At 66.8% G+C, this 19,211-nt stretch carries 16 protein-coding genes and 1 pseudogene; 4 read left to right on the forward strand and 13 right to left on the reverse strand.

Annotation, left to right across the window (positions count from 1 at the left end):
• Window positions 1-43 precede the first annotated feature (43 nt).
• The 8 genes from ACWEH3_RS03100 to rplN all read right to left on the reverse strand — a co-directional run bounded on the left by ACWEH3_RS03100 (window position 44) and on the right by rplN (window position 4,777).
• The gene (locus ACWEH3_RS03100; protein WP_450015038.1) at window positions 44-535 is read right to left on the reverse strand and encodes a hypothetical protein; all 492 of its coding nucleotides are present in this window, start codon (window positions 533-535) and stop codon (window positions 44-46) included.
• A 633-nt stretch (window positions 536-1,168) separates the two neighbouring features.
• Window positions 1,169-2,128, reverse strand: coding sequence for a WXG100 family type VII secretion target (locus ACWEH3_RS03105; protein ID WP_450015037.1), 960 nt, complete (start codon window positions 2,126-2,128; stop codon window positions 1,169-1,171).
• A gap of 3 nt (window positions 2,129-2,131) precedes the next feature.
• Window positions 2,132-2,452, reverse strand: a complete 321-nt coding sequence (locus ACWEH3_RS03110) for a hypothetical protein (protein ID WP_450015036.1) — start codon at window positions 2,450-2,452, stop codon at window positions 2,132-2,134.
• Between the two features lie 180 nt (window positions 2,453-2,632).
• Window positions 2,633-3,214 carry a Uma2 family endonuclease gene (locus ACWEH3_RS03115; protein ID WP_450015035.1) on the reverse strand — a complete coding sequence of 194 codons (582 nt, stop codon included), beginning with the start codon at window positions 3,212-3,214 and terminating at the stop codon, window positions 2,633-2,635.
• A 120-nt stretch (window positions 3,215-3,334) separates the two neighbouring features.
• Complete coding sequence (locus ACWEH3_RS03120) at window positions 3,335-3,520, reverse strand: type Z 30S ribosomal protein S14 (RefSeq protein WP_014981705.1); 186 nt, start codon at window positions 3,518-3,520, stop codon at window positions 3,335-3,337.
• 4 nt (window positions 3,521-3,524) lie between these two features.
• Window positions 3,525-4,088 carry a 50S ribosomal protein L5 gene (rplE, locus tag ACWEH3_RS03125; RefSeq protein WP_355076098.1) on the reverse strand — a complete coding sequence of 188 codons (564 nt, stop codon included), beginning with the start codon at window positions 4,086-4,088 and terminating at the stop codon, window positions 3,525-3,527.
• Between the two features lies 1 nt (window position 4,089).
• Complete coding sequence (gene rplX, locus ACWEH3_RS03130) at window positions 4,090-4,407, reverse strand: 50S ribosomal protein L24 (RefSeq protein WP_039795507.1); 318 nt, start codon at window positions 4,405-4,407, stop codon at window positions 4,090-4,092.
• 1 nt (window position 4,408) lies between these two features.
• Window positions 4,409-4,777 (reverse strand): 50S ribosomal protein L14, encoded by a 369-nt coding sequence (gene rplN, locus ACWEH3_RS03135; RefSeq protein ID WP_039795505.1) that lies wholly within the window; start codon window positions 4,775-4,777, stop codon window positions 4,409-4,411.
• A gap of 347 nt (window positions 4,778-5,124) precedes the next feature.
• On the opposite strand from rplN, the gene ACWEH3_RS03140 reads away from it, so the two are divergent.
• Window positions 5,125-7,173 carry a M13 family metallopeptidase gene (locus ACWEH3_RS03140; RefSeq protein ID WP_450015034.1) on the forward strand — a complete coding sequence of 683 codons (2,049 nt, stop codon included), beginning with the start codon at window positions 5,125-5,127 and terminating at the stop codon, window positions 7,171-7,173.
• Window positions 7,174-7,216: 43 nt separating this feature from the next.
• Here ACWEH3_RS03140 and ACWEH3_RS03145 read toward each other — a convergent pair whose 3' ends face one another.
• Window positions 7,217-7,879: a TetR/AcrR family transcriptional regulator gene (locus ACWEH3_RS03145; RefSeq protein WP_450015033.1), complete on the reverse strand. Its 663-nt coding sequence runs from the start codon at window positions 7,877-7,879 to the stop codon at window positions 7,217-7,219.
• A 69-nt stretch (window positions 7,880-7,948) separates the two neighbouring features.
• Between ACWEH3_RS03145 and ACWEH3_RS03150 the strand changes: the two genes are divergently transcribed.
• Together ACWEH3_RS03150 and ACWEH3_RS03155 are read left to right on the forward strand one after the other, a co-directional pair.
• Complete coding sequence (locus ACWEH3_RS03150) at window positions 7,949-9,409, forward strand: MFS transporter (RefSeq protein ID WP_450015032.1); 1,461 nt, start codon at window positions 7,949-7,951, stop codon at window positions 9,407-9,409.
• A 96-nt stretch (window positions 9,410-9,505) separates the two neighbouring features.
• Window positions 9,506-9,895, forward strand: coding sequence for a cupin domain-containing protein (locus ACWEH3_RS03155; protein WP_450015031.1), 390 nt, complete (start codon window positions 9,506-9,508; stop codon window positions 9,893-9,895).
• A gap of 216 nt (window positions 9,896-10,111) precedes the next feature.
• Here the strand turns inward: ACWEH3_RS03155 and ACWEH3_RS03160 are convergent, their stop codons facing one another.
• The gene (locus tag ACWEH3_RS03160) at window positions 10,112-11,242 is read right to left on the reverse strand and encodes an MAB_1171c family putative transporter (protein WP_450015030.1); all 1,131 of its coding nucleotides are present in this window, start codon (window positions 11,240-11,242) and stop codon (window positions 10,112-10,114) included.
• A 64-nt stretch (window positions 11,243-11,306) separates the two neighbouring features.
• Window positions 11,307-13,101 (reverse strand): annotated as a pseudogene (locus ACWEH3_RS03165) (MFS transporter).
• Between the two features lie 143 nt (window positions 13,102-13,244).
• On the opposite strand from ACWEH3_RS03165, the gene ACWEH3_RS03170 reads away from it, so the two are divergent.
• Window positions 13,245-14,225, forward strand: coding sequence for an ABC transporter substrate-binding protein (locus ACWEH3_RS03170; RefSeq protein WP_450015029.1), 981 nt, complete (start codon window positions 13,245-13,247; stop codon window positions 14,223-14,225).
• Between the two features lie 283 nt (window positions 14,226-14,508).
• Here the strand turns inward: ACWEH3_RS03170 and ACWEH3_RS03175 are convergent, their stop codons facing one another.
• Window positions 14,509-18,009, reverse strand: a complete 3,501-nt coding sequence (locus ACWEH3_RS03175; protein ID WP_450015028.1) for a non-ribosomal peptide synthetase — start codon at window positions 18,007-18,009, stop codon at window positions 14,509-14,511.
• Between the two features lie 82 nt (window positions 18,010-18,091).
• Window positions 18,092-19,168 (reverse strand): MAB_1171c family putative transporter, encoded by a 1,077-nt coding sequence (locus ACWEH3_RS03180; RefSeq protein ID WP_450015027.1) that lies wholly within the window; start codon window positions 19,166-19,168, stop codon window positions 18,092-18,094.
• Window positions 19,169-19,211: the final 43 nt, after the last annotated feature.

Below are 19,211 nucleotides of genomic sequence, written 5' to 3' on the forward strand. Positions count from 1 at the left end.
GCCCAGCAGTCGAACAGAACCAGCCGCAGCTACACGGTCGGTATCACCACAGAGGAAGTGATGCGAGGATCGAAAGACCCAGCCCCAACCAAGAGATCGCGATTCCCGTTCCGAACTGCCGAGCCTTGCCCTTCAAAAGGAACAGGATTGCGACTAACGCCAGCTCAGCGGCAAAGACAAAGGCATAGAGGAAGAGCAAATAGTACACCGTGGCGATCAAGGGAATCCCGTTGACAAGCATGGCCACGGAGCATCCGGCGAAGAATGGGCGGCCGAATCGGGACAACGAACTAGCGTCTTCGTCGGCGGAAGCGGCCGCGAACCAGATCACCGCCAGCGGCAAAGCCAAGGGAAAGAACCGCAGTGCTGGTACGCAGAGCAGCAGGGCGGCTGCGGTGAGCAGCCCGAGCGCGACACCTCTCCTACTCGGAGAACTGGACAAAGCCAGTCCGCCTCCGATGAGCACACCGACACCGGACACGACCAGATAACAGCCGACAGGCGGCTCGTTGCGATCCTGGTAGATCACCGCCATCGCGACTGCTAGCGCGAGCAACTGGGGAACGAACCACAGCGAAGTCGTCCAGGTCGCGGCGGTCCAATACCCAGAGCCTGTCCGCAAAACACGGAGGCCGACCATCATTCACCTTTCTCTGGACTCAGGAGCCGCAGCCCTCGTTGCTGATTCGGATTGCGGGGCCTACCGGCCCAACGGATGATCGCCTTCGGTAATCGTGCGGACCGAGGGCGGCTTGTCCGGCGTCCCGGCGGCGGTCCCTGGAAGGTCGGTCGTCACAGGGAATCCGGGGGGCTGGTCCCCCGGGTATTCCTGGTATGTCCTGAACTGATCGAAGATGTTCGGATCGGTACCGGGAAGCTCATGATGGAAAGGCAGGTTCACACCTGGCCCCCAGGAACGGCCTGACGCCGCCGGATCCACAGTGATGGTCCGTGTGCTGCCATCCGGACGGTCTTGATATGACTCGAGGGAGGGGTAGTCCGATCGAGAGCCTTGTATTCGGACACCGTCCTGGCCGGGGACGAACACCAGGTCGCCATTGACCGAGATCGGATGTTCCGACAGGGGTCCAGGAGGATTCCTGGCTATGTCGGGCGCGAACGGATTGGCTGCGTCATAGCGGATACGCACCGTACCGTCATCCGTCTGTCACACGGTCGCCTCGGGAGCGCCGACCTTCGACACACCAGGACTCCCGTCGGGGTTTTGATCGACCGATGGATTCTGCCGGATGACGACGATGCCGTTCTCGTAGTCCACATACGTAGCGACGCGTGTGTGTTCGGGATCGAAGTTCGGATCAGCCATCCGATTGTCACCCATATCCCGATTCGTCGGCGGAAAGCTTGTTACATCACGCTGCTCGATGTACTGGCTGGTCCGCACCACCCCCTGATCCTGGACAGGATTGATGCGAACCACCCGGATCTCGGGTCCTACTCCCTGATACTTCGGGTCGTAGCTCTTCGGATTCAGCGCTTCCGCAGTGGTCCAGTCGGTCGGGCTGGCCGGTGGCCGACCGAATACCTGCTGAAACGCGGCAGCAGAGGTTTGGAGGCGTTCGGGGTCTGCCCGAGAATCCTCGGAGCGGTCGGCCTGGATCGCGGCGTTGGCGGCTGCGAGCACTGACTCAGGCGCCATGGCCGCCAGTTCGTCGTTGGCAGCCGAGATTTTCGCCCCCCATTGTGCGTCGAACGCCTCTAGTGTCGAGACCAGTCCGTTCAGCCTCGAAAGCTGGACTCCCGCTTCTGCGTTCCAGTCCTCAACACCGCTGATGGTCCAGTCGTCACCGACCGTAACGGGCAGCGCGACGTAATACTGGAAAATTGTGCGAATTTCGAAAATCGGGTGGGCCATATCGCGAGCGGCTCCAGCACAAGCAGTGCTGAGGTCATCGTAAGCGATTGCAATGGCGCGCATCTGGGTCTGTTCCCGATCAGCGCGCCCCTCCGCCGCGATTCTCGCATCACCTTTCCAACCCAGGCCAGAAATCGTGCCGTGCATCGAATTGGATGCCGCAATGATCGCTTCCGCGATGCGGGTCGCGTTGTCGGCAACCGCTTGAAGCCCGGACACATCCCAGTTCAGGACTTCGATAGGGGTGGGCACGGCTCACCGTCCCCCGTGCGGGTCGCCCGAGTTGATATCCGATACCGCCGCTAGCCGATCAGCCGCGTCGGCATCCGTGTTGTGGAACTTGTCGGCAGACAAAGCCAGCAGAGCGGAGAACTGGTTGAATCGCGCCCGCAACACATCTTTTGCCGTCTTGCTTCTGCCATCGCTACTACTGAGGGCTGTTCCGACGGCCGAGCCCTTCAACTTGCCGGCGACGGGCTCAGCGCCCAGGTGCGGTGCCCGATCGATTCCGTCGGGCAACAGCGCCATAGACCCTGCCGCCGCGCGTAGCGTGTCCGGGTCTACTTCGAATGCCATACTTCCCCCCTTTGAATTCGCACTCGGGACGCCCGCGCATCGCCTGTAGATACCACTTCAGTCCGGGTCGGCCGAGGTCGATACAGCTTAACCGGCTGTCACCAGCCTCCCCAGACTTGCATCAGATGACCACGCCGCTCCCTTCGCCGAGATCGGCGCGGGTGTCGGGTCGGCCAGGCGCTACCGGACCAAGTCGGCGAAGCTGATGTCGCCGAGCACCACGTGCTCCAGGCGGACGAATCCGTCGCGGTGCAGTCGGTGCAGGCGGTATTCGGAGGCGTGGGCGTCGAGGCGGAATTCGCGTACCTCTTCGATGTCGAACTTGGTGTCGAGAACGACAACCAGGTAGAGCGGAATGCCTGCGCGGGCGTACTGAACCTTCTTGTCCAGTAGGTCTTCGGCGGCGGTGGACGGTGAAGACACCTCGACGATGATCAGTGCGTCAGCGGCTTCCGGCTTCGCTCCGCGCTCGGGCAAGCAGCGGTACACCGTCACATCCGGTCGGCGGAACGTGAACTTCGGTATCCGCCAGAGGACGACATCGATATCCGTCTCGACGCGGATGCACGGTTCGGTGCTCGGTAATTCCTCCATCGAGCCTGCCAAACGGCGTGCCACGCGATTGTGCTCAGGAACCGGAGACTCGCAGACGATCACGTGTCCGTGCACAACCTCGATTTCACGCGCGACACCCTCCGGCAGTTGGCGGTACTGCTCCTCGGTCATCTCGTGCGGCAAGTGGTCCGGTGACTGGATCGTCATGCCCGAAGCCTACCTAGTCAACCGTGGCGAAATCATGATCAAGGATGCGAGCGAGGGCACGGACTCGTAGGAGTCCGTGCCCTCGCTCAGTGTTCAGTTGGTGACGCGCAGAGCGTCAGCTCACCAGGAGCTCTTGTGCACGCCCGGCAGCTCGCCGCGGTGCGCCATCTCGCGCAGGCACACGCGGCAGAGGCCGAACTTGCGGTAGACCGCGTGGGGGCGGCCGCAGCGCTGGCAGCGGGTGTAGGCGCGGACAGCGAACTTCGGCTTGGCGTTGGCCTTGTTGACCAGTGCTTTCTTAGCCATGTGCTCAGTTCTCCTTGAACGGGAAGCCGAGGTGCTTGAGCAGGGCACGGCCTTCTTCGTTGTTGGTCGCGGTGGTCACCACGGTGATGTCCATACCACGCGGACGGTCGATCCGGTCCACGTCGATCTCGTGGAACATCGACTGCTCGCTCAGGCCGAACGTGTAGTTGCCGTTGCCGTCGAACTGCTTCGGCGACAGGCCGCGGAAGTCGCGGATACGCGGCAGCGCGATGGAGACAAGGCGGTCGAGGAACTCCCACATGCGGTCGCCGCGCAGGGTGACCTTCGCGCCGATCGGCATGCCCTCACGCAGCTTGAACTGCGCGATGGACTTGGTCGCCTTGCGGATCTGCGGCTTCTGACCGGTGATCAGGGCCAGGTCCTCGACGGCGCCGTTGATCAGCTTCGCGTCGCGGGCGGCGTCGCCGACACCCATGTTGACGACGACCTTCACCACGCCCGGGATCTGCATCACGTTGGCGTAGGAGAATTCCTTGTTCAGCGCGTCCTTGATCTCTTCGCGGTAGCGCTGCTTCAGCCGGGGCTGCACTTTTTCCGTCGTGGTCATGTCAGATGTCCTTCCCGTTCTTACGGGAGATCCGGACCCGCTTGCCGCTCTCCTCGTCGGTCCGGTAGCCGACGCGGGCCGGCTTGCCGTCGGAGTCGACGACCATCACGTTGGAGACGTGGATGGGGGCTTCCTGGGTCACGATGCCGCCCGAGGAGGCGCCGCGCTGGTTGGCGGAATTCGCGACGTGCTTCTTGATCCGGTTCACGCCCTCGACGAGAACCCGGTTCTCCTTCGGGTAGGCCTGGATGACCTTGCCCTTGGCGCCCTTGTCCTTGCCCGAGATGACGAGCACGGTGTCACCCTTGTGCACCTTCATGTCAGAGCACCTCCGGAGCCAGCGACACGATCTTCATGAACTTCTTGTCGCGCAGCTCGCGGCCAACCGGGCCGAAGATGCGGGTGCCGCGCGGGTCGTTGTCCGCCTTGATGAGCACGGCCGCGTTCTCGTCGAACTTGATGTAGGAACCATCCGGACGACGGCGCTCCTTGGTGGTGCGCACGACGACGGCCTTGACGACGTCACCCCGCTTCACGTTGCCGCCGGGGATGGCGTCCTTCACGGTAGCGACGATGATGTCGCCGATACCGGCATAGCGACGCGACGAACCGCCGAGAACGCGGATGCAAAGGATCTCCTTCGCGCCCGTGTTGTCGGCGACGCGCAGTCGCGACTCCTGCTGAATCACTTCAGCGTCCTCCTTGACCTGGACGTATGTGCACGCCGGATTGCCGACCCGACGGGCATGGTCGGTCGCCCTCCGGACGCGCGCCTGCCAGCGGTTTTCTCGGTTCGAGCCAGAAACGCGGAACCAACCACTGGGGGTTCACTGCCGGATTGCGGGCACAGCTCCCGCAGGCAACCGGTCTAGTGTATGGGAATCCGCAGGTCGTTCCCAAATCGGGGGTGCTCGCCGGCCCGCACGACGACGCCCGTTCCCAATCCGGGCCGGACCGGCGCCGCGCCGGTAGCCTCGTGTCCTGCAAGGCTGCCTTCGTACACCAGCGGCACCGCCGCGTCGGGGAGAGGATTCTCGTGACATCTACCGGTCGGCCAGCGAAGCTGGATCGTCGTGCCTTCCTGATCGCCCTCGGAGCCGTCCCGGCCGCCGCCGCGCTGGTCGCCTGCTCGGACGACACCGAACCCGCGAGCAGGACGCTGACCGGCGTCGATCTCGGCGGAGCGGACGAGACGATACGGCCGCAGGACGACCTGTACCGGCACGTCAACGGGAAGTGGCTGCGGGAGTACCAGCTGCCGCCGGACAAGGTCAGCTACGGCTCGGGCAGCGAGGCGGGCGAACGCACCGAGCAGCAGTTGCGCGAGATCATCGACGGTATCCGCGACCCGAAGCCCGGCTCGGAAGAACAGCAGATCAGGGATCTCTACGACGCCAGGGTGGACTGGGACGAGATCGAGCGGCTCGGCATGACGCCGCTGGCGCCGCTGTTCGCGAAGATCGATGGCGCGGCCACCAAGCCGGAGCTGGCCAAGGTGATGGCCGAGTTGCCGATCGGCGGGCTGATCGGGCTCGGCATCGGCGTCGACCGGAAGAATTCCAACGCTTACATCCCCTCGGTCGGCCAGTCCGGACTCGGGCTCGGGGAGCAGTACTACCGGAAGCCCGAATACGCCGAGGTGCTCGGGCAGTACCGCATCTTCCTCGAGCGCGTCGCCGCGGGCGCGGGATGGGCCGACCCGGCCGGTGTCGCTCAGCGGGTGTTCGATCTGGAGAAGCGCATCGCCCCCGCGCACTGGGACAACGTACGCAACCGCGACACCGACGCGACCTACAACGTCTACAGCTGGACCGATATGACGGCGCTGGCCCCGGGCTTCGACTGGGATCCGTGGCTGGCGGGCAACACCGACCGCCCACGCGAGTTGTTCGCGACGATCGTGGTCAACCAGCCGTCCTTCATCACGGCAGCGGGTCAGCTGTGGACCGAGGTGGACATCGCCACGTGGCGGGACTACTTGAAGTTGGCCGTGTTGCGGGAGTTCGCGCCCTATCTGCCGAAGGCCGTCAACGACGCGAATTTCGACTTCAAGGGCAGGATTCTCAACGGACAGGACGAGCGCCCCGAACGCTGGAAGTACGGCGTGAGCATCGTCGACGACAAGCTCGGCGAGCAGCTCGGGAAACTTTATGTGGCCAAGCATTTCCCGCCGGAAGCCAAGGATCGCGCCAAGGAGATGCTCGCCGACGTGGTCGCGGCCTACCGAGAGAACTTCACCAATTCGACCTGGATGTCGCCTGCCACCAGGGCGGCATCGCTGGCGAAGCTGGACAAGATCGATCCCAAGATCGGTTATCCGGACAAGTGGGTCGACTACTCGAAGCTGAAGATCACCAAAGGCAAGCTGATCGAGTCGTTGCTCGCCATCAACGAGTTCGAGGTCAAGCGGACGTTCGCGCGCCTCGGCACCCCCGTCGACAAGACCGAATGGGGGATGTCGCCGCAAACGGTGAACGCCTACTACTCCGCGACGTCCAACCAGATCGTCTTCCCGGCCGCCTACCTTCAGCCGCCCTTCTTCGACAAGGACGCTCTGCCCGCGGTCAATTTCGGTGCGGTCGGGTCCACCATCGGGCACGAGATCGGCCACGGCTTCGACGACCAGGGCTCCAAGTACGACGGCGACGGCAACCGCCGCGACTGGTGGACGCCAGAGGATCGCGCGGCGTTCGACGCCAAGGCCAAACAATTGGTCGACCAATACAACGCGCTCGTCCCGGAGGGGCTGGAGCCGAATCAGCACGTCAACGGCGAACTCACCTTGGGCGAGAACCTCGCCGATCTGCGCGGACTGCAGATCACGCTGGCCGCCTTCCGCATCGCCGAAAAGCGCCGCGGGATCGACAATCCCGACTACCGCACCATGTTCCTGTCCTGGGCCCGCAGCTGGCGTGAGAAGCAGACGAAAGAACTCACCGTCCGCTACCTCAGCACCGACACCCACTCCCCCAACGAATTCCGCTGCAACCAGGTCGTGCGCAATCTCGACGAGTTCTACAAGGCTTTCGAGCTGAAAGAAGGCGACAAGTTGTACATGCCGCCCGATCAGCGGGTGACATTCTGAACGAAGCGAGGTTCGAGCCTGCCCGTCGCGGCGGGCTCGATCGCTATGCGGACCGGAGCAGACCGTCGATGAGCGCGGCGAGGCCCAGGTCGTAGGTGTCCTGAGCGGCCAGGGACAGGTAGTCGGAACCGAGGGCGGCCAGGCGGGGGAAGCTGTCGGCGTCGAGGTCGGCGAAGACCTGTGCGCGGAAGGTGGGGCGGTCCTCCGCAGCTCTGCGAGCGGATCGGACGCGCACGATGAGGTCGCCCGCCGTGTAATGCCAGATGACGCGGTACGCCTGGGCGGCGCGGTCCAGCGGTAGGCCTCCCGCGACGAATCCGTCCACGATGGATTCGCTGACCCAGAGCGCCGAGACGCCCAAAAGGTCGTCGGCGGTCAGGATTTCGACGATCCACGGCCGTGCGGCGAGCACGTCGTGCATGGCGCGCGCCGCGACGCGGACGCGCTCGCGCGGCTCCTCCGGCAGGTCCGGCCACGCCACCTGGTCGGCGTACTCGTTGAGCAGTAGGCGCAGCAGGTCTTCCTTGTCCCGGACATGGTGGTAGAGCGCCATCGGCGTGCAGCCGAGTTCGGTGGCGAGGCGGCGCATGGTCAGCTTCGCCACGCCCTCGGCGTCGATCACCGAGTCGGCCGCCGCGAGGATCTCCGCTCGGGAGATACGCGCAGGTCGACCGGTGCGTTGTGGCTGCGACGACGAACTCGGCATCCGTCCATCTTCGCCCATCCGCAGAACCGGGTGTGGACACGGGGCGACTCGCGCGGTTACTTTCTATACATGTATAAAAACTCTCGCGGGCGGCCCGGCGTCGCTCTGACGGCGGTGGCCGTCGCGCAGTTCATGGTCGCGTTGGACATGGCGGTGGTGAACGTGGCGCTGCCGGCCATCCGCGCCGATCTGGGCTTCGCGCCGGTCGATCTGGCCTGGGTGGTGCACGTCTACGCGCTGACTTTCGGCGGGTTCCTGCTGCTGGGTGGAAAGGCGTGCGACCTGTTCGGGCGGCGCAGGTTGTTCACCGGCGGGCTCGTGGCGTTCGGCATCGCCTCGCTGGTGGGCGGGTTCGCGCAGGAGCCATGGCAACTCGTCGCCGCGCGGGCCGTCCAGGGACTCGCGGCGGCGGCCGTGGCGCCCGCCGCCTTGGCCACGTTGACCACGACATTTCCGGAAGGTCCCGCCCGGGTGCGAGCGCTCGGCGTGTGGAGCGCGGTGAACGCGGCGGGTGGCGCGATCGGCGTGCTGGTGGGCGGATTGCTGACCGAGTACGCCAACTGGCGCTGGGTGATGCTCGTCAACGTCCCGATCGTGGTGGTCGCATCGGTCGCGGCGGTGGCCGGTGTGGCGGCCGATCGAGTGAGCGGGCGAGCGCGGATCGATGTGCCGGGCGCCGTCCTGGCCACCGGTGGAATAGGTTTGCTGGTGGTCGGCGTGGTGCGGACCGAACACCACGGTTGGTTCTCCGCCGCCACAGCCCTCACGCTCGGGGCGGGTGCGATCCTGCTCGCGGCTTTTCTCGCGGTCGAGGCGCGCACATCGACACCATTGGTTCGGCTCGGACTGTTCGGCAACCGCTGGGTGGCCGGAGCGAACGTATTCGTGTTCTTGGCCGCGGCGGGCCAATTCAGCGCGTTCTATCTGCTGTCGCTGTATCAGCAGCAGGTCCTGGGCATGAGCGCGGGCGCGGCGGGCGCGGCTTTCGTACCGTTCTCGCTCAGTGTCATCGCCGGGACGGTGGTGGCCACTCGCGTGAGCGGCCGCCGGTCCCCGAAAGCGGCACTCGTCATCGGCGGGGTGCTCACCACGGCGGGTATCGGCTGGTTCGCTTTCATCAGTGCCGACGGCAGCTTCCTCACCGACGTACTGGGTCCCTCGCTGTTGGGCGGCTTCGGCCTCGGACTGTGCCTGGCTCCCGTGGCCGCCGCCGCGAACATGGGCGTCGCGCCCCACGAAGCGGGAATGGCTTCCGGGGCCTTCAACAGCGCGCGGCAGCTCGGCGGGTGTGTCGGGGTGGCCGCACTCGCCACCGTCGCGGCGACGCGCACCGGAGACAGCGTCGCGCCCGCGGCGCTGAACGACGGTTACGCCCTCGCGCTGTGCTGCGCGGCGGGACTTTTCGCCGTGGCGAGCGTCGTCGCCGCGACTGTCCTGCCGAGGACGCACCGCACGATTTCCACGCCCAGAGCAGACCTGATGCGGCCGAAAGACGATGTGATCGCCGGGTTTTCCCCCGCGTGCCCATGAAATCCACGAAATACGGCGGTCCACTCCCCCATTTCGTTCCGGCACCGCACTTGGTCAGCCCGAGAAGTTTCATCCATCCCAATGAGAGGAAGCATCATGAACCAGACCCCGATCGATTTGTTCGGCCGCGCCATCCATTTCGGCCACGACGGCCATGTAGCAGCCGGTGAACGCCGGATGAGCACCGGCGACGGCGACTGGCAGCTCGCCACGTTCCACGTCGAATCCGATGCCGATGTGCACGCCGACCACTGGGAAGTCCATCCCGGCAGCGACGAAGCGGTGTGCTGCCTGACCGGCGCGTTGCGTCTCTACCTGCGACCTGAGCACGCGGGCGACGACGAGACGATGGTGCGCCTCACCGCGGGCACCGCGTTCGTCGTCCCCCGCAACCGCTGGCACCGCATCGAACTCGACGAACCGTCCGACATCATGTCCGTCGGCCTGCGCCACGAGACCCGCCAGGAGCCCGTCACCGCGCAGTGATCCGCCGCATCGGTGCTCGCGCACGGGTCGCGTGTGCGAGCACCGCGGGGGCTGATCACCGGTCGTGCCCGCACCCGGCAGTCGGACCGGCCGCATGACGCGAACGACCGATCCGGTGGCCGTACCGACCGGGATACCTGCGGTAGAAGCGGATCCGGTCGGCCCGGACAGGACGATCATGTCGGTCGATTGCCGTGTCGCCGAGGCGCGTCCCAGCTATCGGAATACCGCGGCGATCGCGGGCCTGCGCGCCGTATTCGACCGATCGCGCACGGTCGCGACAGCTTCCGGCCATACACGCGCCAATTCGAGCAGGAACCGGAACTCCGCCGCGCGATCGCGAGCCTCACCCTGCGCCGCGCCCGCGGCGATGGAGCCGGGAGCGGGTGCGCCACCGTCGCGTTTGGCTCGCACGGCCAGCGCGACCTGGAGGGCAGAGCGACGCGCATCGTCGAGACCGGCGGGCGAGCCGGCCTCGGGCAAAGTGGGTACATATGGCTTCAAGTGCAGCAACGCGTCCCAGATCTCGACGGTCATCCGATAGAGCCGGGAGGAGGCCTCTCTCGGCGCGGAATGGTCCTCCGCCAAAACCACTTCCGGGACCACGGCGGTGAGGTCTCGCCACAGCGGCCGCAGTCGACGGCAGTCCCGGCCGGTCCGATCCCATCCCGTCCGCGCCAGCAGCGCCGTGACCACGGGAATCATGGTCAGCAGGGTTACGGCGGAGAACCCGAGGACGGCCGCGACAGCCCACACCTTGCCCGGCTCGCTCGGCGGCGTACCGGCGAGCGCGCGGCCGACCATGATCGTCATCGAGACCAACCAGTAGGTGGAGAAGGCCAGCAGGATGGCGAAAGTCAGCTTTTCCCGGATCGAAACACTCCCGGCGCGCAGCTCTCGCACGCAGGCACGGGCGAAGAACAATCCACAGACGCCCCCAGGAAGCGCTGACAGCGTCCATACGACTTCGACGTAATCGATCCGCCAGACCCACCGCAGGACCGGCGTGACGACGATCAACGAAACGGCGACGAGAACGGCCGTCGCGTCGTAGCGCCGCTGACGCAGGTGGACGGTTGCCGCATCGGCGCCGTCGACAAGCCTGGCCAGCCCGTAGAAGCTGGCGAGTGCCATGAGACCGCCGCCGAGGTAGAGGCGCGGCCCGAGGTCGGGACGGCCCAACGCGACCACCACCTCGAACAGCGCGAGACCTATCAGGTTCCAGCTGAACGTACGGTTGATCAGCCGATCGGTGGCCGTCTCGTCGACGAGCATCCACCGCCCCGCGGTCATGAGCGCGACGAATACGACAACCGACAGCACCACCGGAGTCGGAACAGCGTTCATCGCGATCGACCGTATGCCGTCGCTCGGCGTGGGGCCAGCCCGGGCGCGAAACCGCCGCGGTGTCTCAGCGCACGGGCACCGCGGCGGACGCGTCCTCCGCGACCCGATCGGCTTCGGCGAGTTCGGCGGACTCGTCGTAGACGTACTTCTCGCCGATGAACCACGACGCCACGGCAGCCAGGAGCATCATCACCGCCGCCGAGACGAAGACCACGAGCAATCCGGAGTGGAACGGGCCGGTGAGCAGGTTCGGGAAGAACTCCTGGCCCGTGAGGGTTTCGGCGTTGACGCCGGGCTTGTCGAGTTCACCCGACGGTCCGAGCAGCTCCTGGATCGGGTTGTAGCCGAGGAACGCGGCGAACATGCTCGCCACCGGCGGCATGCCGGCGAGTTCGGCGGCGGCTCCGGCGGAGACGCCCTGTGCGCGCAGACCGGAGTCCAGCGCCGATGGCAGGCTCGCCGCCAGTCCGAGGACCATCAGGGAGAAGAAGATTCCCATGGACAGCGCGTTGCCGCCGTTGAAGAGGGTGCCGCGCATCCCGGAGGCCGCGCCGCGCTGGGCGGCGGGAACGCTGGACATGATGGCGGCGGTGTTCGGCGAGAAGAACAGCCCGCTGCCGATGCCGTTGAGCACGGTGATCAACGCGAACAGCCAGTAGTCGAAGTTCACCGGGATGACCAGCAGCAAGATGAAGGTCGCGCCGGTCAGCAACGCGCCTGCGGTGGTGAACAGCCGGGGCCCGTAGCGATCGGACAGCCAGCCCGAGATCGGGCCGGCGGCGAGGAAGCCGATGGTCAACGGCAGCAGGTAGATGCCTGCCCACAGCGGGGTGGACTCGAAGTCGTACCCGTGGAGCGGAAGCCAGATGCCCTGTAGCCAGATGATGAGCATGAACTGCATGCCGCCACGGCCGATCGAAACCATCAGATTGGCGAAGTTGCCGAGACCGAAGGCGCGGTGGCGGAACAGGCCCAGGTGGAACATCGGATCGGGGACCCTCGTCTCCACTACGCAGAACGCAACCAGCAGGAGAAGGCCGCCGAGTACAGCGGCCAGCACCCACGGGCTCGTCCAGCCGGTCGCGTGGCCGCCGTAGGGCTGGATGCCGTAGGTGATGCCGGTGAGCAGCGCCGTGAGTCCGAGACCGAAGGTGATGGTGCCCGCCCAGTCCAGTTTGCCCGAGGTCCGGATGCCGACCTCGTGCAGCGAACGATAGGACCAGACCGCGCCGAGAACGGCGATCGGGACACTGACCCAGAACACCGCACGCCAATCCCATTCCGACAGCACGCCGCCGATGAGCAGGCCGAAGAACGAACCGGCCACCGCGGCGACCATGTTGATGCCGAGCGCGGTGCCGCGCTGGCTCGCGGGGAAGGCATCGGTGAGGATCGCCGAGGAGTTGGCCGTCAGCATCGCGCCGCCGACACCCTGGACGACGCGCCAGACGATGATCCACAGCGCGCCCGCGCCCCCGTGCCACGGATCGAAGGACAAGGCGACCGCCGACAGCGCGAAGATGGTGAAGCCGAGGTTGTAAACCCGCACCCGGCCGAAGATGTCGCCGAGCCGCCCGAACATCACCACCAGCACGGCGGTGGCGAGCAGGTAACCCATCAGCATCCACAGCAGGTACCCGACATTGCCCGCCTCGAGTGGGTTGAGCCCGACGCCACGGAAGATCGCGGGCAGCGAGATCAGCACGATCGAGGAATTGATCGCCGTGAGCAGGACACAGCGTGGTGTTGGTCAGAACGATCCACTTGTAGCGCGGATGGTCCCGGTCGTAGCGCAACCGGCGCCGGATGGTCCGGACATCACCCGGATCGACTTCGATGGATGGATTCGTCACGGACAGCCCCTCACCAGATAGTTACCACCGGAAACTATATAGTTAGCCGATGTAACCATCAAACGGAGCCGCCTCCACCGAGCGCCGATGCCACCTCGGGGCTACATAGGTTAGCCTTGGCTAGCTTACTGGGAAGGAAGGTGCGGCAGATGAACTCTGTTCGGACGCGCGGCCGTTGGTCGCGGGCGGCGCTGACGGTGCTGACGGGAGTCCTCGCCCTCGGCCTGGCCGCGTGCGGATCGGCGGAGGACGACTCGACGGCCGGCGGCGAGCAGGTGACCATCCACCACGCCCGCGGCGAGACGACCGTCGAAGGCACTCCGGACAAGATCGTCGCCCTCGGCAACCAGTGGCTGGACGCCACGCTCGCGCTCGGCGTCGTACCCGTCGGATACCTCGACAATGTCGCGATCGCCTCCAAGAGCACCCCGCCGTGGGAGCCGGAGAGCCTCGCATCGGCGAAGGCGCTCACCAGCACCGGGAACCTCGCCGAACAGGTCGCCGCGCTGGAGCCGGACCTGATCCTGGTCGATCCGTTCATCGCCGACCAGAAGACCTACGACGAACTCTCCCGTGTCGCGCCCACGTTGCCCGCCCTGAGCAAAGCGGCGGTAGCGCCCTGGCAGGACCAGATCACCACCCTCGGCAAGGTGCTGCACAAGCCGGACGAGGCCGGCAAGGTGATCGCGAAGGTGGATGACAAGATCGCCGCGATCGCCGCCGCGAACCCCGGATTGAAGGGCAAGACGTTCGCCAGTACCTGGCTGGCCGGCCCGGCACAGCTCATGGTGTTGACCGACCCCGACGACGGATCGTCGAAGGTCTTCACCCAATTGGGTCTCGGCATTCCGAAGAACCTCACCGACCTGCCCGCCAATCAGGGCAGGCTGGCCCTGTCCCCGGAGCGGGTCGACGAATTGACCGCCGACCTCTTGCTGGCCGGCTACGCCCCCGGCTTGGACGAGAAGTTCCGGCAGCTGCCCGGCTACGCCGACCTGCCCGCGGTCAAGAAGGGCTCGGTCGTGTTCCTCACCACCCAGGAGATCAGCGCCGTGAACACGCCGACGGCGCTCTCGGTGCCGTACATCCTCGACAAGCTGGAACCCGCCTTCGCCGCCGCGGCGAAATAGGCGCCGCGTCAGTCGGTCCGGCCCGGCAAGCGGTTGGCCCGCGATCCCTTGCCCGCCACCGCATGTCCACAGCAGACCCGATTCGCTTTGCGGGACGGGTGGGCTCCACCAGACCGCGCCGCTGGTAGAGCGGAAGTCGAGATGATCGTCTCGGCGACGGACTAGGCCCGGCGCAGTCGGACCGGCATCGGCGCTGAGGAGCAACGCGGGCATACCTCGCCGCCCCTCATCGGAATCGATCCGGGGAGAGGCGGCCGCACGTTGTGGACAACCGCGACCCGGTTCACGTCTGCGCGAGGATCTCCTCGTCCGTCATCGCGGCGACCTCGAGGTAGAGCCGGGCCACCGCGGACAGCCTGCCGTCCGCGCCGTGCCGGGTCTCGCGCTCCCGCAGGCACTCGGCGAGCCGGGCGACGGTGCGTGCGGCGAACAGGTCCGCGACCAGCGCGTGCTCGGCTTGCAACCACTCGCGGACGCGGGCGATGACAGTCGTGGCGAGCACGGAATCGCCGCCGCGGCCGAAGAAGTCGTCGTGCACGCCGATCGCATCGATGCCGAGGACGGTCGCGACGATGTCGGCGAGCGCGGCCTCCACGTCGTCGGGTGGGGCGGTCTCCCGGTCCTCCTCCACCCCTGGCTCGAGCAGGGCGACCACGGCGCGGCGGTCCAATTTCCCATTGGCGGTCAACGGCATCTGCTCGAGCAGCTCGATCCGAACGGGGATCATGTAACCGGGCAACAGGTCCGCGAGCGCCGTAGCGATGTCGCCGATCTCGTCCAGGTCACCCGCGACGGCGGCGACCAGCTTGGGTGCGCCCGCACCGACGACCGCCGCGACGGCGTGCCGGACGCCGGGCACCGTGCGCAACGCGGTCTCGACCTCGCCGAGTTCGACCCGGTAGCCGCGGATCTGGACCTGATGGTCGGCACGGCCGAGGAATTCGATCGTGCCGTCGGGCCAGTACCTGGCCATATCGCCGGTCTTGTACCAGCGGATGCCGTCGTGTTCGACGAAGCGCTCCGCGGTGCGCTCCGGGTCGTTGCGGTAGCCTGCGGCGACACCGACGCCGCCGACCCACAGTTCACCCGGCACCCAGTCCGGGCAGTCGCGGCCGGCGGGAGACACGACGCGGCATCGGACGTTGCGCAACGGAACGCCGAACGGCACTGTCGCCCAGTGCGCGGGCGGCTCACCCGCCACCTCGCAGATGGTGGTGTGAATGGAGGTCTCGGTCGCGCCGCCGAGCCCGGCGAATCGGCAACCCGGCGCCTGCGCCGACAGCCTGCGGGCGAGATCTGCGCCGACCCAGTCCCCGCCGAGGATGGCCGCGCGCAGCGAATCGCCCAGCTGATCACCGCCGATCTCCAAGATCATGTCCAGCATGCTCGGCACGCAGTTGAGAATCGAGACCCGATGCGTGCGCAGCAGTTCCACCCAGCTGGACGGGTCGGCGCGCTGCTCCGGATCGACGGTCACGACCGCGCCGCCCGCCGCGAACAAGCCGAAGATGTCGTAGACCGAGAGGTCGAATTCCAGGGCGGACAGGCCCAGCGAGCGGTCGGCGCCGCCGACGCCGAACCACTCGTTCAACGCGTCGATGGTGTTCATCGCGCCGCGGTGTGGGATCTCGACGCCCTTGGGCACGCCGGTCGATCCGGAGGTGAACAGCACGTAGGCGATATCGCCGGTGTCCGGGTAGACGGGGGCCGCGAGCGGCTTCGCATAGGCACTGGCCGCGTCGACGGACAGGCACGTGATCGGTGCGCCCAGGTCCGCGCCCTCGACCGTCAGCGCCGCGTGGACACCGCCGGTGCGGAGGATCTCCGCCCGGCGGCCGGCAGGCTGATCGAATCCGATGGGCACGTAGGTCGCCCCGGCGGCGAGCACACCGAGCACGGCGGTGACCTGGTCCGGCCCCTTCGGCAGCGCGACGGCGACCGCGTCGCCCGGCTCCACGCCCTCGGCGCGCAAGGCCCCCGCCACCGCCAGCGCGCGAGCGGCCAACTCCCCGTAGCTCCAGGCGCCTTGGTCGTCGCCCAGGCCCCAGACCACGGCGGGCGCTTCGGGATTCGCCGCCGCGTTGTCGAAGAACCCCTGGTGCAGGGACCGCCCGCTGACCGGGCCGTCGGTGGCGTTGGCCGCGGCGCGCACCGCGGCCTGGTCGACCGGCAGCCGCACGGCGGCCTCCGCGTTCCACCCTGCCGCCCCGTCACCGAGCCGCCCGATCGCCGCGCGGTACCAGGCGAACATGGCGTCGATCATGCCCTCGAGGAAGGCCGACGCGCGCACGTCCCAGTTCAACAACAGCCCGCCGCGGACCTCGGTGACCTGCGCGTCGAGCAGTACCTGCGGGCCCTGCGAGATGATCCACACGGGCTCACCGAAGGTCTCGGTGACCGTGTCGGCGAACAGCTCGCCCAAGTTCAGCGCGCTGGTGTAGACGACCGGGGCCAGCACGGGCTCACCGCGATGCCTACCCAGATCCCGCAGCACTTCGAGGCCGGAATACGCGGTATGCGCGCCGCTTTCGTGCATGCCGCGCTGCAACGTGCGGGCGCGCTCGGTGACCGACATACTGTCGGTGACGTCCACCTCCAGCATGATCGAGGACGTGAAGTCGCCGATCACCCGATCGATGTCGGGGTGCACCGAATCCCGGTGGAACAGTGGCACGTTCAGCAGGAATCGGCTCTGCGCCGACCAACCGCCGATGGTCTCGGCGAATACCGCGGCCAGCGCCATGGCCGGAGTGATGCCGCGCTCGTGTGCGGCGGCGAGCAACCGCTGCTTGGCTTCCGGCGCCAGCCAGTGGTCGTAGCGCACGGTGCGATTCGGCTCGGTGCGCTCACTTACCGGCACGGTGGGAAGTTCTGGAGCGCCCGGCAATTCCGGCAGCCGCTCCTGCCACCACTGCCGGTCGCGCTCGCGAGCCGTGCTGTCCCCCTGGGGCTCGGTGCGGTGCCGGCGATAGGTGTAGCCGGGGACCGGCACGGCCCTCCCGTGGTACAGATCGGCCAGATCGGCGATCAGGACCCGGTAGCTCATGGCGTCGCCCGCGAGCATGTCGACATCCAGGTGCAGTCGACTGCGGTCCGCGTCGCGCAAGGTGAGCGTGATATCGATGACCTGACCGTATTCGATGGCCAGACGCTGGTGGGTCTTGCGGTCACGCAGCTCGGCGAGCGCGGCCTCGGCCGCCTCGGGCGACCGATCACGCAGGTCGACGACCTCGAACACCGGCCTCCCGGGTGCGGTCATGGTCTGCTGGGTGCCATCCGGCAGAAACCTGGTGCGCAGCATGGGATGGGTGGCGACCAGATCGGCCACCGCGCGCTCCAGCCGCTCCGGATCGATACGACCGCCGTCGAATTCGATGTACAGGTGCGCCGCGACGCCGCCGAGCTCTTGTTCGTCGGAGCGGCCGATCCAGTACGCGTGCTGCATGGTGGCCAACGGGAAGGGCGCCGCCTCGTCGTGCGCGGTCGCCACCGGCACGACAGTCACCGGATCTGCCGCCCGCCCGGCCTCACTCGCGCCGAGCAGGCCGTGCCAGGAAGCCACCGTGGGGCTGGCCGCCAGCTGAGCGAAGTTGATGTCGGCGCCGCGTTTGCGCCAGCCGCCCGCGAGCTTCATAGTGCGAATCGAGTCCAGCCCCAGTTGGATGAGGTCGTCGTGATCGGCGATCTCCGTGGCGGCCAGCCCCAGTTGGCCGGCCACCGCGGACCGGATCTCCTCCCGGCCGATGTCCACCGTTCCTTCTGCCCGACGCTGTGTCGACTCCATCGCGCTGCCACTCCTTGTCTGCCGCCGAAACCGGCGGTCTGGACTGCCGGGGCACAGCTTAGCCGACCCTAAATAGGTTTGCCTAACCTACATCAGCACGCGCTTTCGGCCATTCCCGCGCCAATTCGAGCAATTGCCGCAAGCCGTTGGCGCGATCGCGACCACCGGTCGCCACGGCGGCGAACGGGCCGGTCGGTGTGACCGGACGCAACCCGGCGGCTCGGGACCGCACGGCGTGGGCGATCTGCCGGGCGTAATCGCCGACGCCATGAACCGCGTCGGCGGCCTCCCGCCCCCGCGCGGGCGACGGCATATACGGCTTCAAATGCAAAAGCGCGTCTTGGATTTCCACCGTCATCCGATAGAGCCGGGACGCCACGCCGCCATCTCCGTCGTCGGACCGACTCAACACGACTTCCGGGACGGCGGCGGTCAGGTCACACCACAGCGGACGCAGACGGCGGCAGCGCCGACCGGTCTTATCCAGCCCCGCGCGCGTCAGCACAGCGGTGAAAAGCGGTATCGCCGTGAGCGTCGCGATGATCAATACACAGAAGAAGGACGAGTTCGCCAGCACGTTCCCCGGATGGCTCGGCGGGACGCCGAAGAGCGCGCGGACCACGGTGACCACTGCCGCTGCGGCCCAGTAGACCGCGAGGAACAGCAGGGCCGAATACGTCAGCTTCTCCTTCGTCATCCGCGCGGCGGTGCGCAACTCTCGGAGACTGGCCTGGGCGACCAGATATCCGCTGGCCACCATGGGCAACTCCGACAACGTCCACACGATCTCGTCCAAACCGACGTGCAGCACGTTCCCTGCGACGGGCGAAAAGATCAGTGTCGAAATCGCACTCACGGCGGCGACGGCGGCGTAGATCTTCTGCCGTCGCAGCATGACCTCGGGATCAGCACCCGACGCCAGTTGCGCGAGCACCAGGACGACGGCGGTGGTCATCAGTCCGCAGCACAGGAACAGTCGCTGCCCGAGTTGCGCGGACCCCGCCGCCGCGGCGGCGACATAGAGCGCCAGACCGCACAGATTCCACGCCCACGCATGGTTGATCATGCGATCGGTGACACTGTCCGCGACCAGGAACCACCGGCCGACCGTGATCGCCGCGATAGTCAGAATGACCGGGAACATGATCCAAACAGACACCGAATCCATCGAGGCGCAACCCTAATCGTCGCTGCCCTCAGGT

Source organism: Nocardia sp. NPDC004718 (assembly GCF_053601535.1).

Bases quoted from the DNA above. Each gene is read 5' to 3' on its own strand.
- ACWEH3_RS03100 (WP_450015038.1), bottom strand. From the start codon at position 535: ATGGCGGTGATCTACCAGGATCGCAACGAGCCGCCTGTCGGCTGTTAT.
- ACWEH3_RS03110 (WP_450015036.1), bottom strand. From the start codon at position 2,452: ATGGCATTCGAAGTAGACCCGGACACGCTACGCGCGGCGGCAGGGTCT.
- ACWEH3_RS03115 (WP_450015035.1), bottom strand. From the start codon at position 3,214: ATGACGATCCAGTCACCGGACCACTTGCCGCACGAGATGACCGAGGAG.
- ACWEH3_RS03120 (WP_014981705.1), bottom strand. From the start codon at position 3,520: ATGGCTAAGAAAGCACTGGTCAACAAGGCCAACGCCAAGCCGAAGTTC.
- rplE (WP_355076098.1), bottom strand. From the start codon at position 4,088: ATGACCACGACGGAAAAAGTGCAGCCCCGGCTGAAGCAGCGCTACCGC.
- rplX (WP_039795507.1), bottom strand. From the start codon at position 4,407: ATGAAGGTGCACAAGGGTGACACCGTGCTCGTCATCTCGGGCAAGGAC.
- ACWEH3_RS03145 (WP_450015033.1), bottom strand. From the start codon at position 7,879: ATGCCGAGTTCGTCGTCGCAGCCACAACGCACCGGTCGACCTGCGCGT.
- ACWEH3_RS03150 (WP_450015032.1), top strand. From the start codon at position 7,949: ATGTATAAAAACTCTCGCGGGCGGCCCGGCGTCGCTCTGACGGCGGTG.
- ACWEH3_RS03155 (WP_450015031.1), top strand. From the start codon at position 9,506: ATGAACCAGACCCCGATCGATTTGTTCGGCCGCGCCATCCATTTCGGC.
- ACWEH3_RS03160 (WP_450015030.1), bottom strand. From the start codon at position 11,242: ATGAACGCTGTTCCGACTCCGGTGGTGCTGTCGGTTGTCGTATTCGTC.
- ACWEH3_RS03170 (WP_450015029.1), top strand. From the start codon at position 13,245: ATGAACTCTGTTCGGACGCGCGGCCGTTGGTCGCGGGCGGCGCTGACG.
- ACWEH3_RS03175 (WP_450015028.1), bottom strand. From the start codon at position 18,009: ATGGAGTCGACACAGCGTCGGGCAGAAGGAACGGTGGACATCGGCCGG.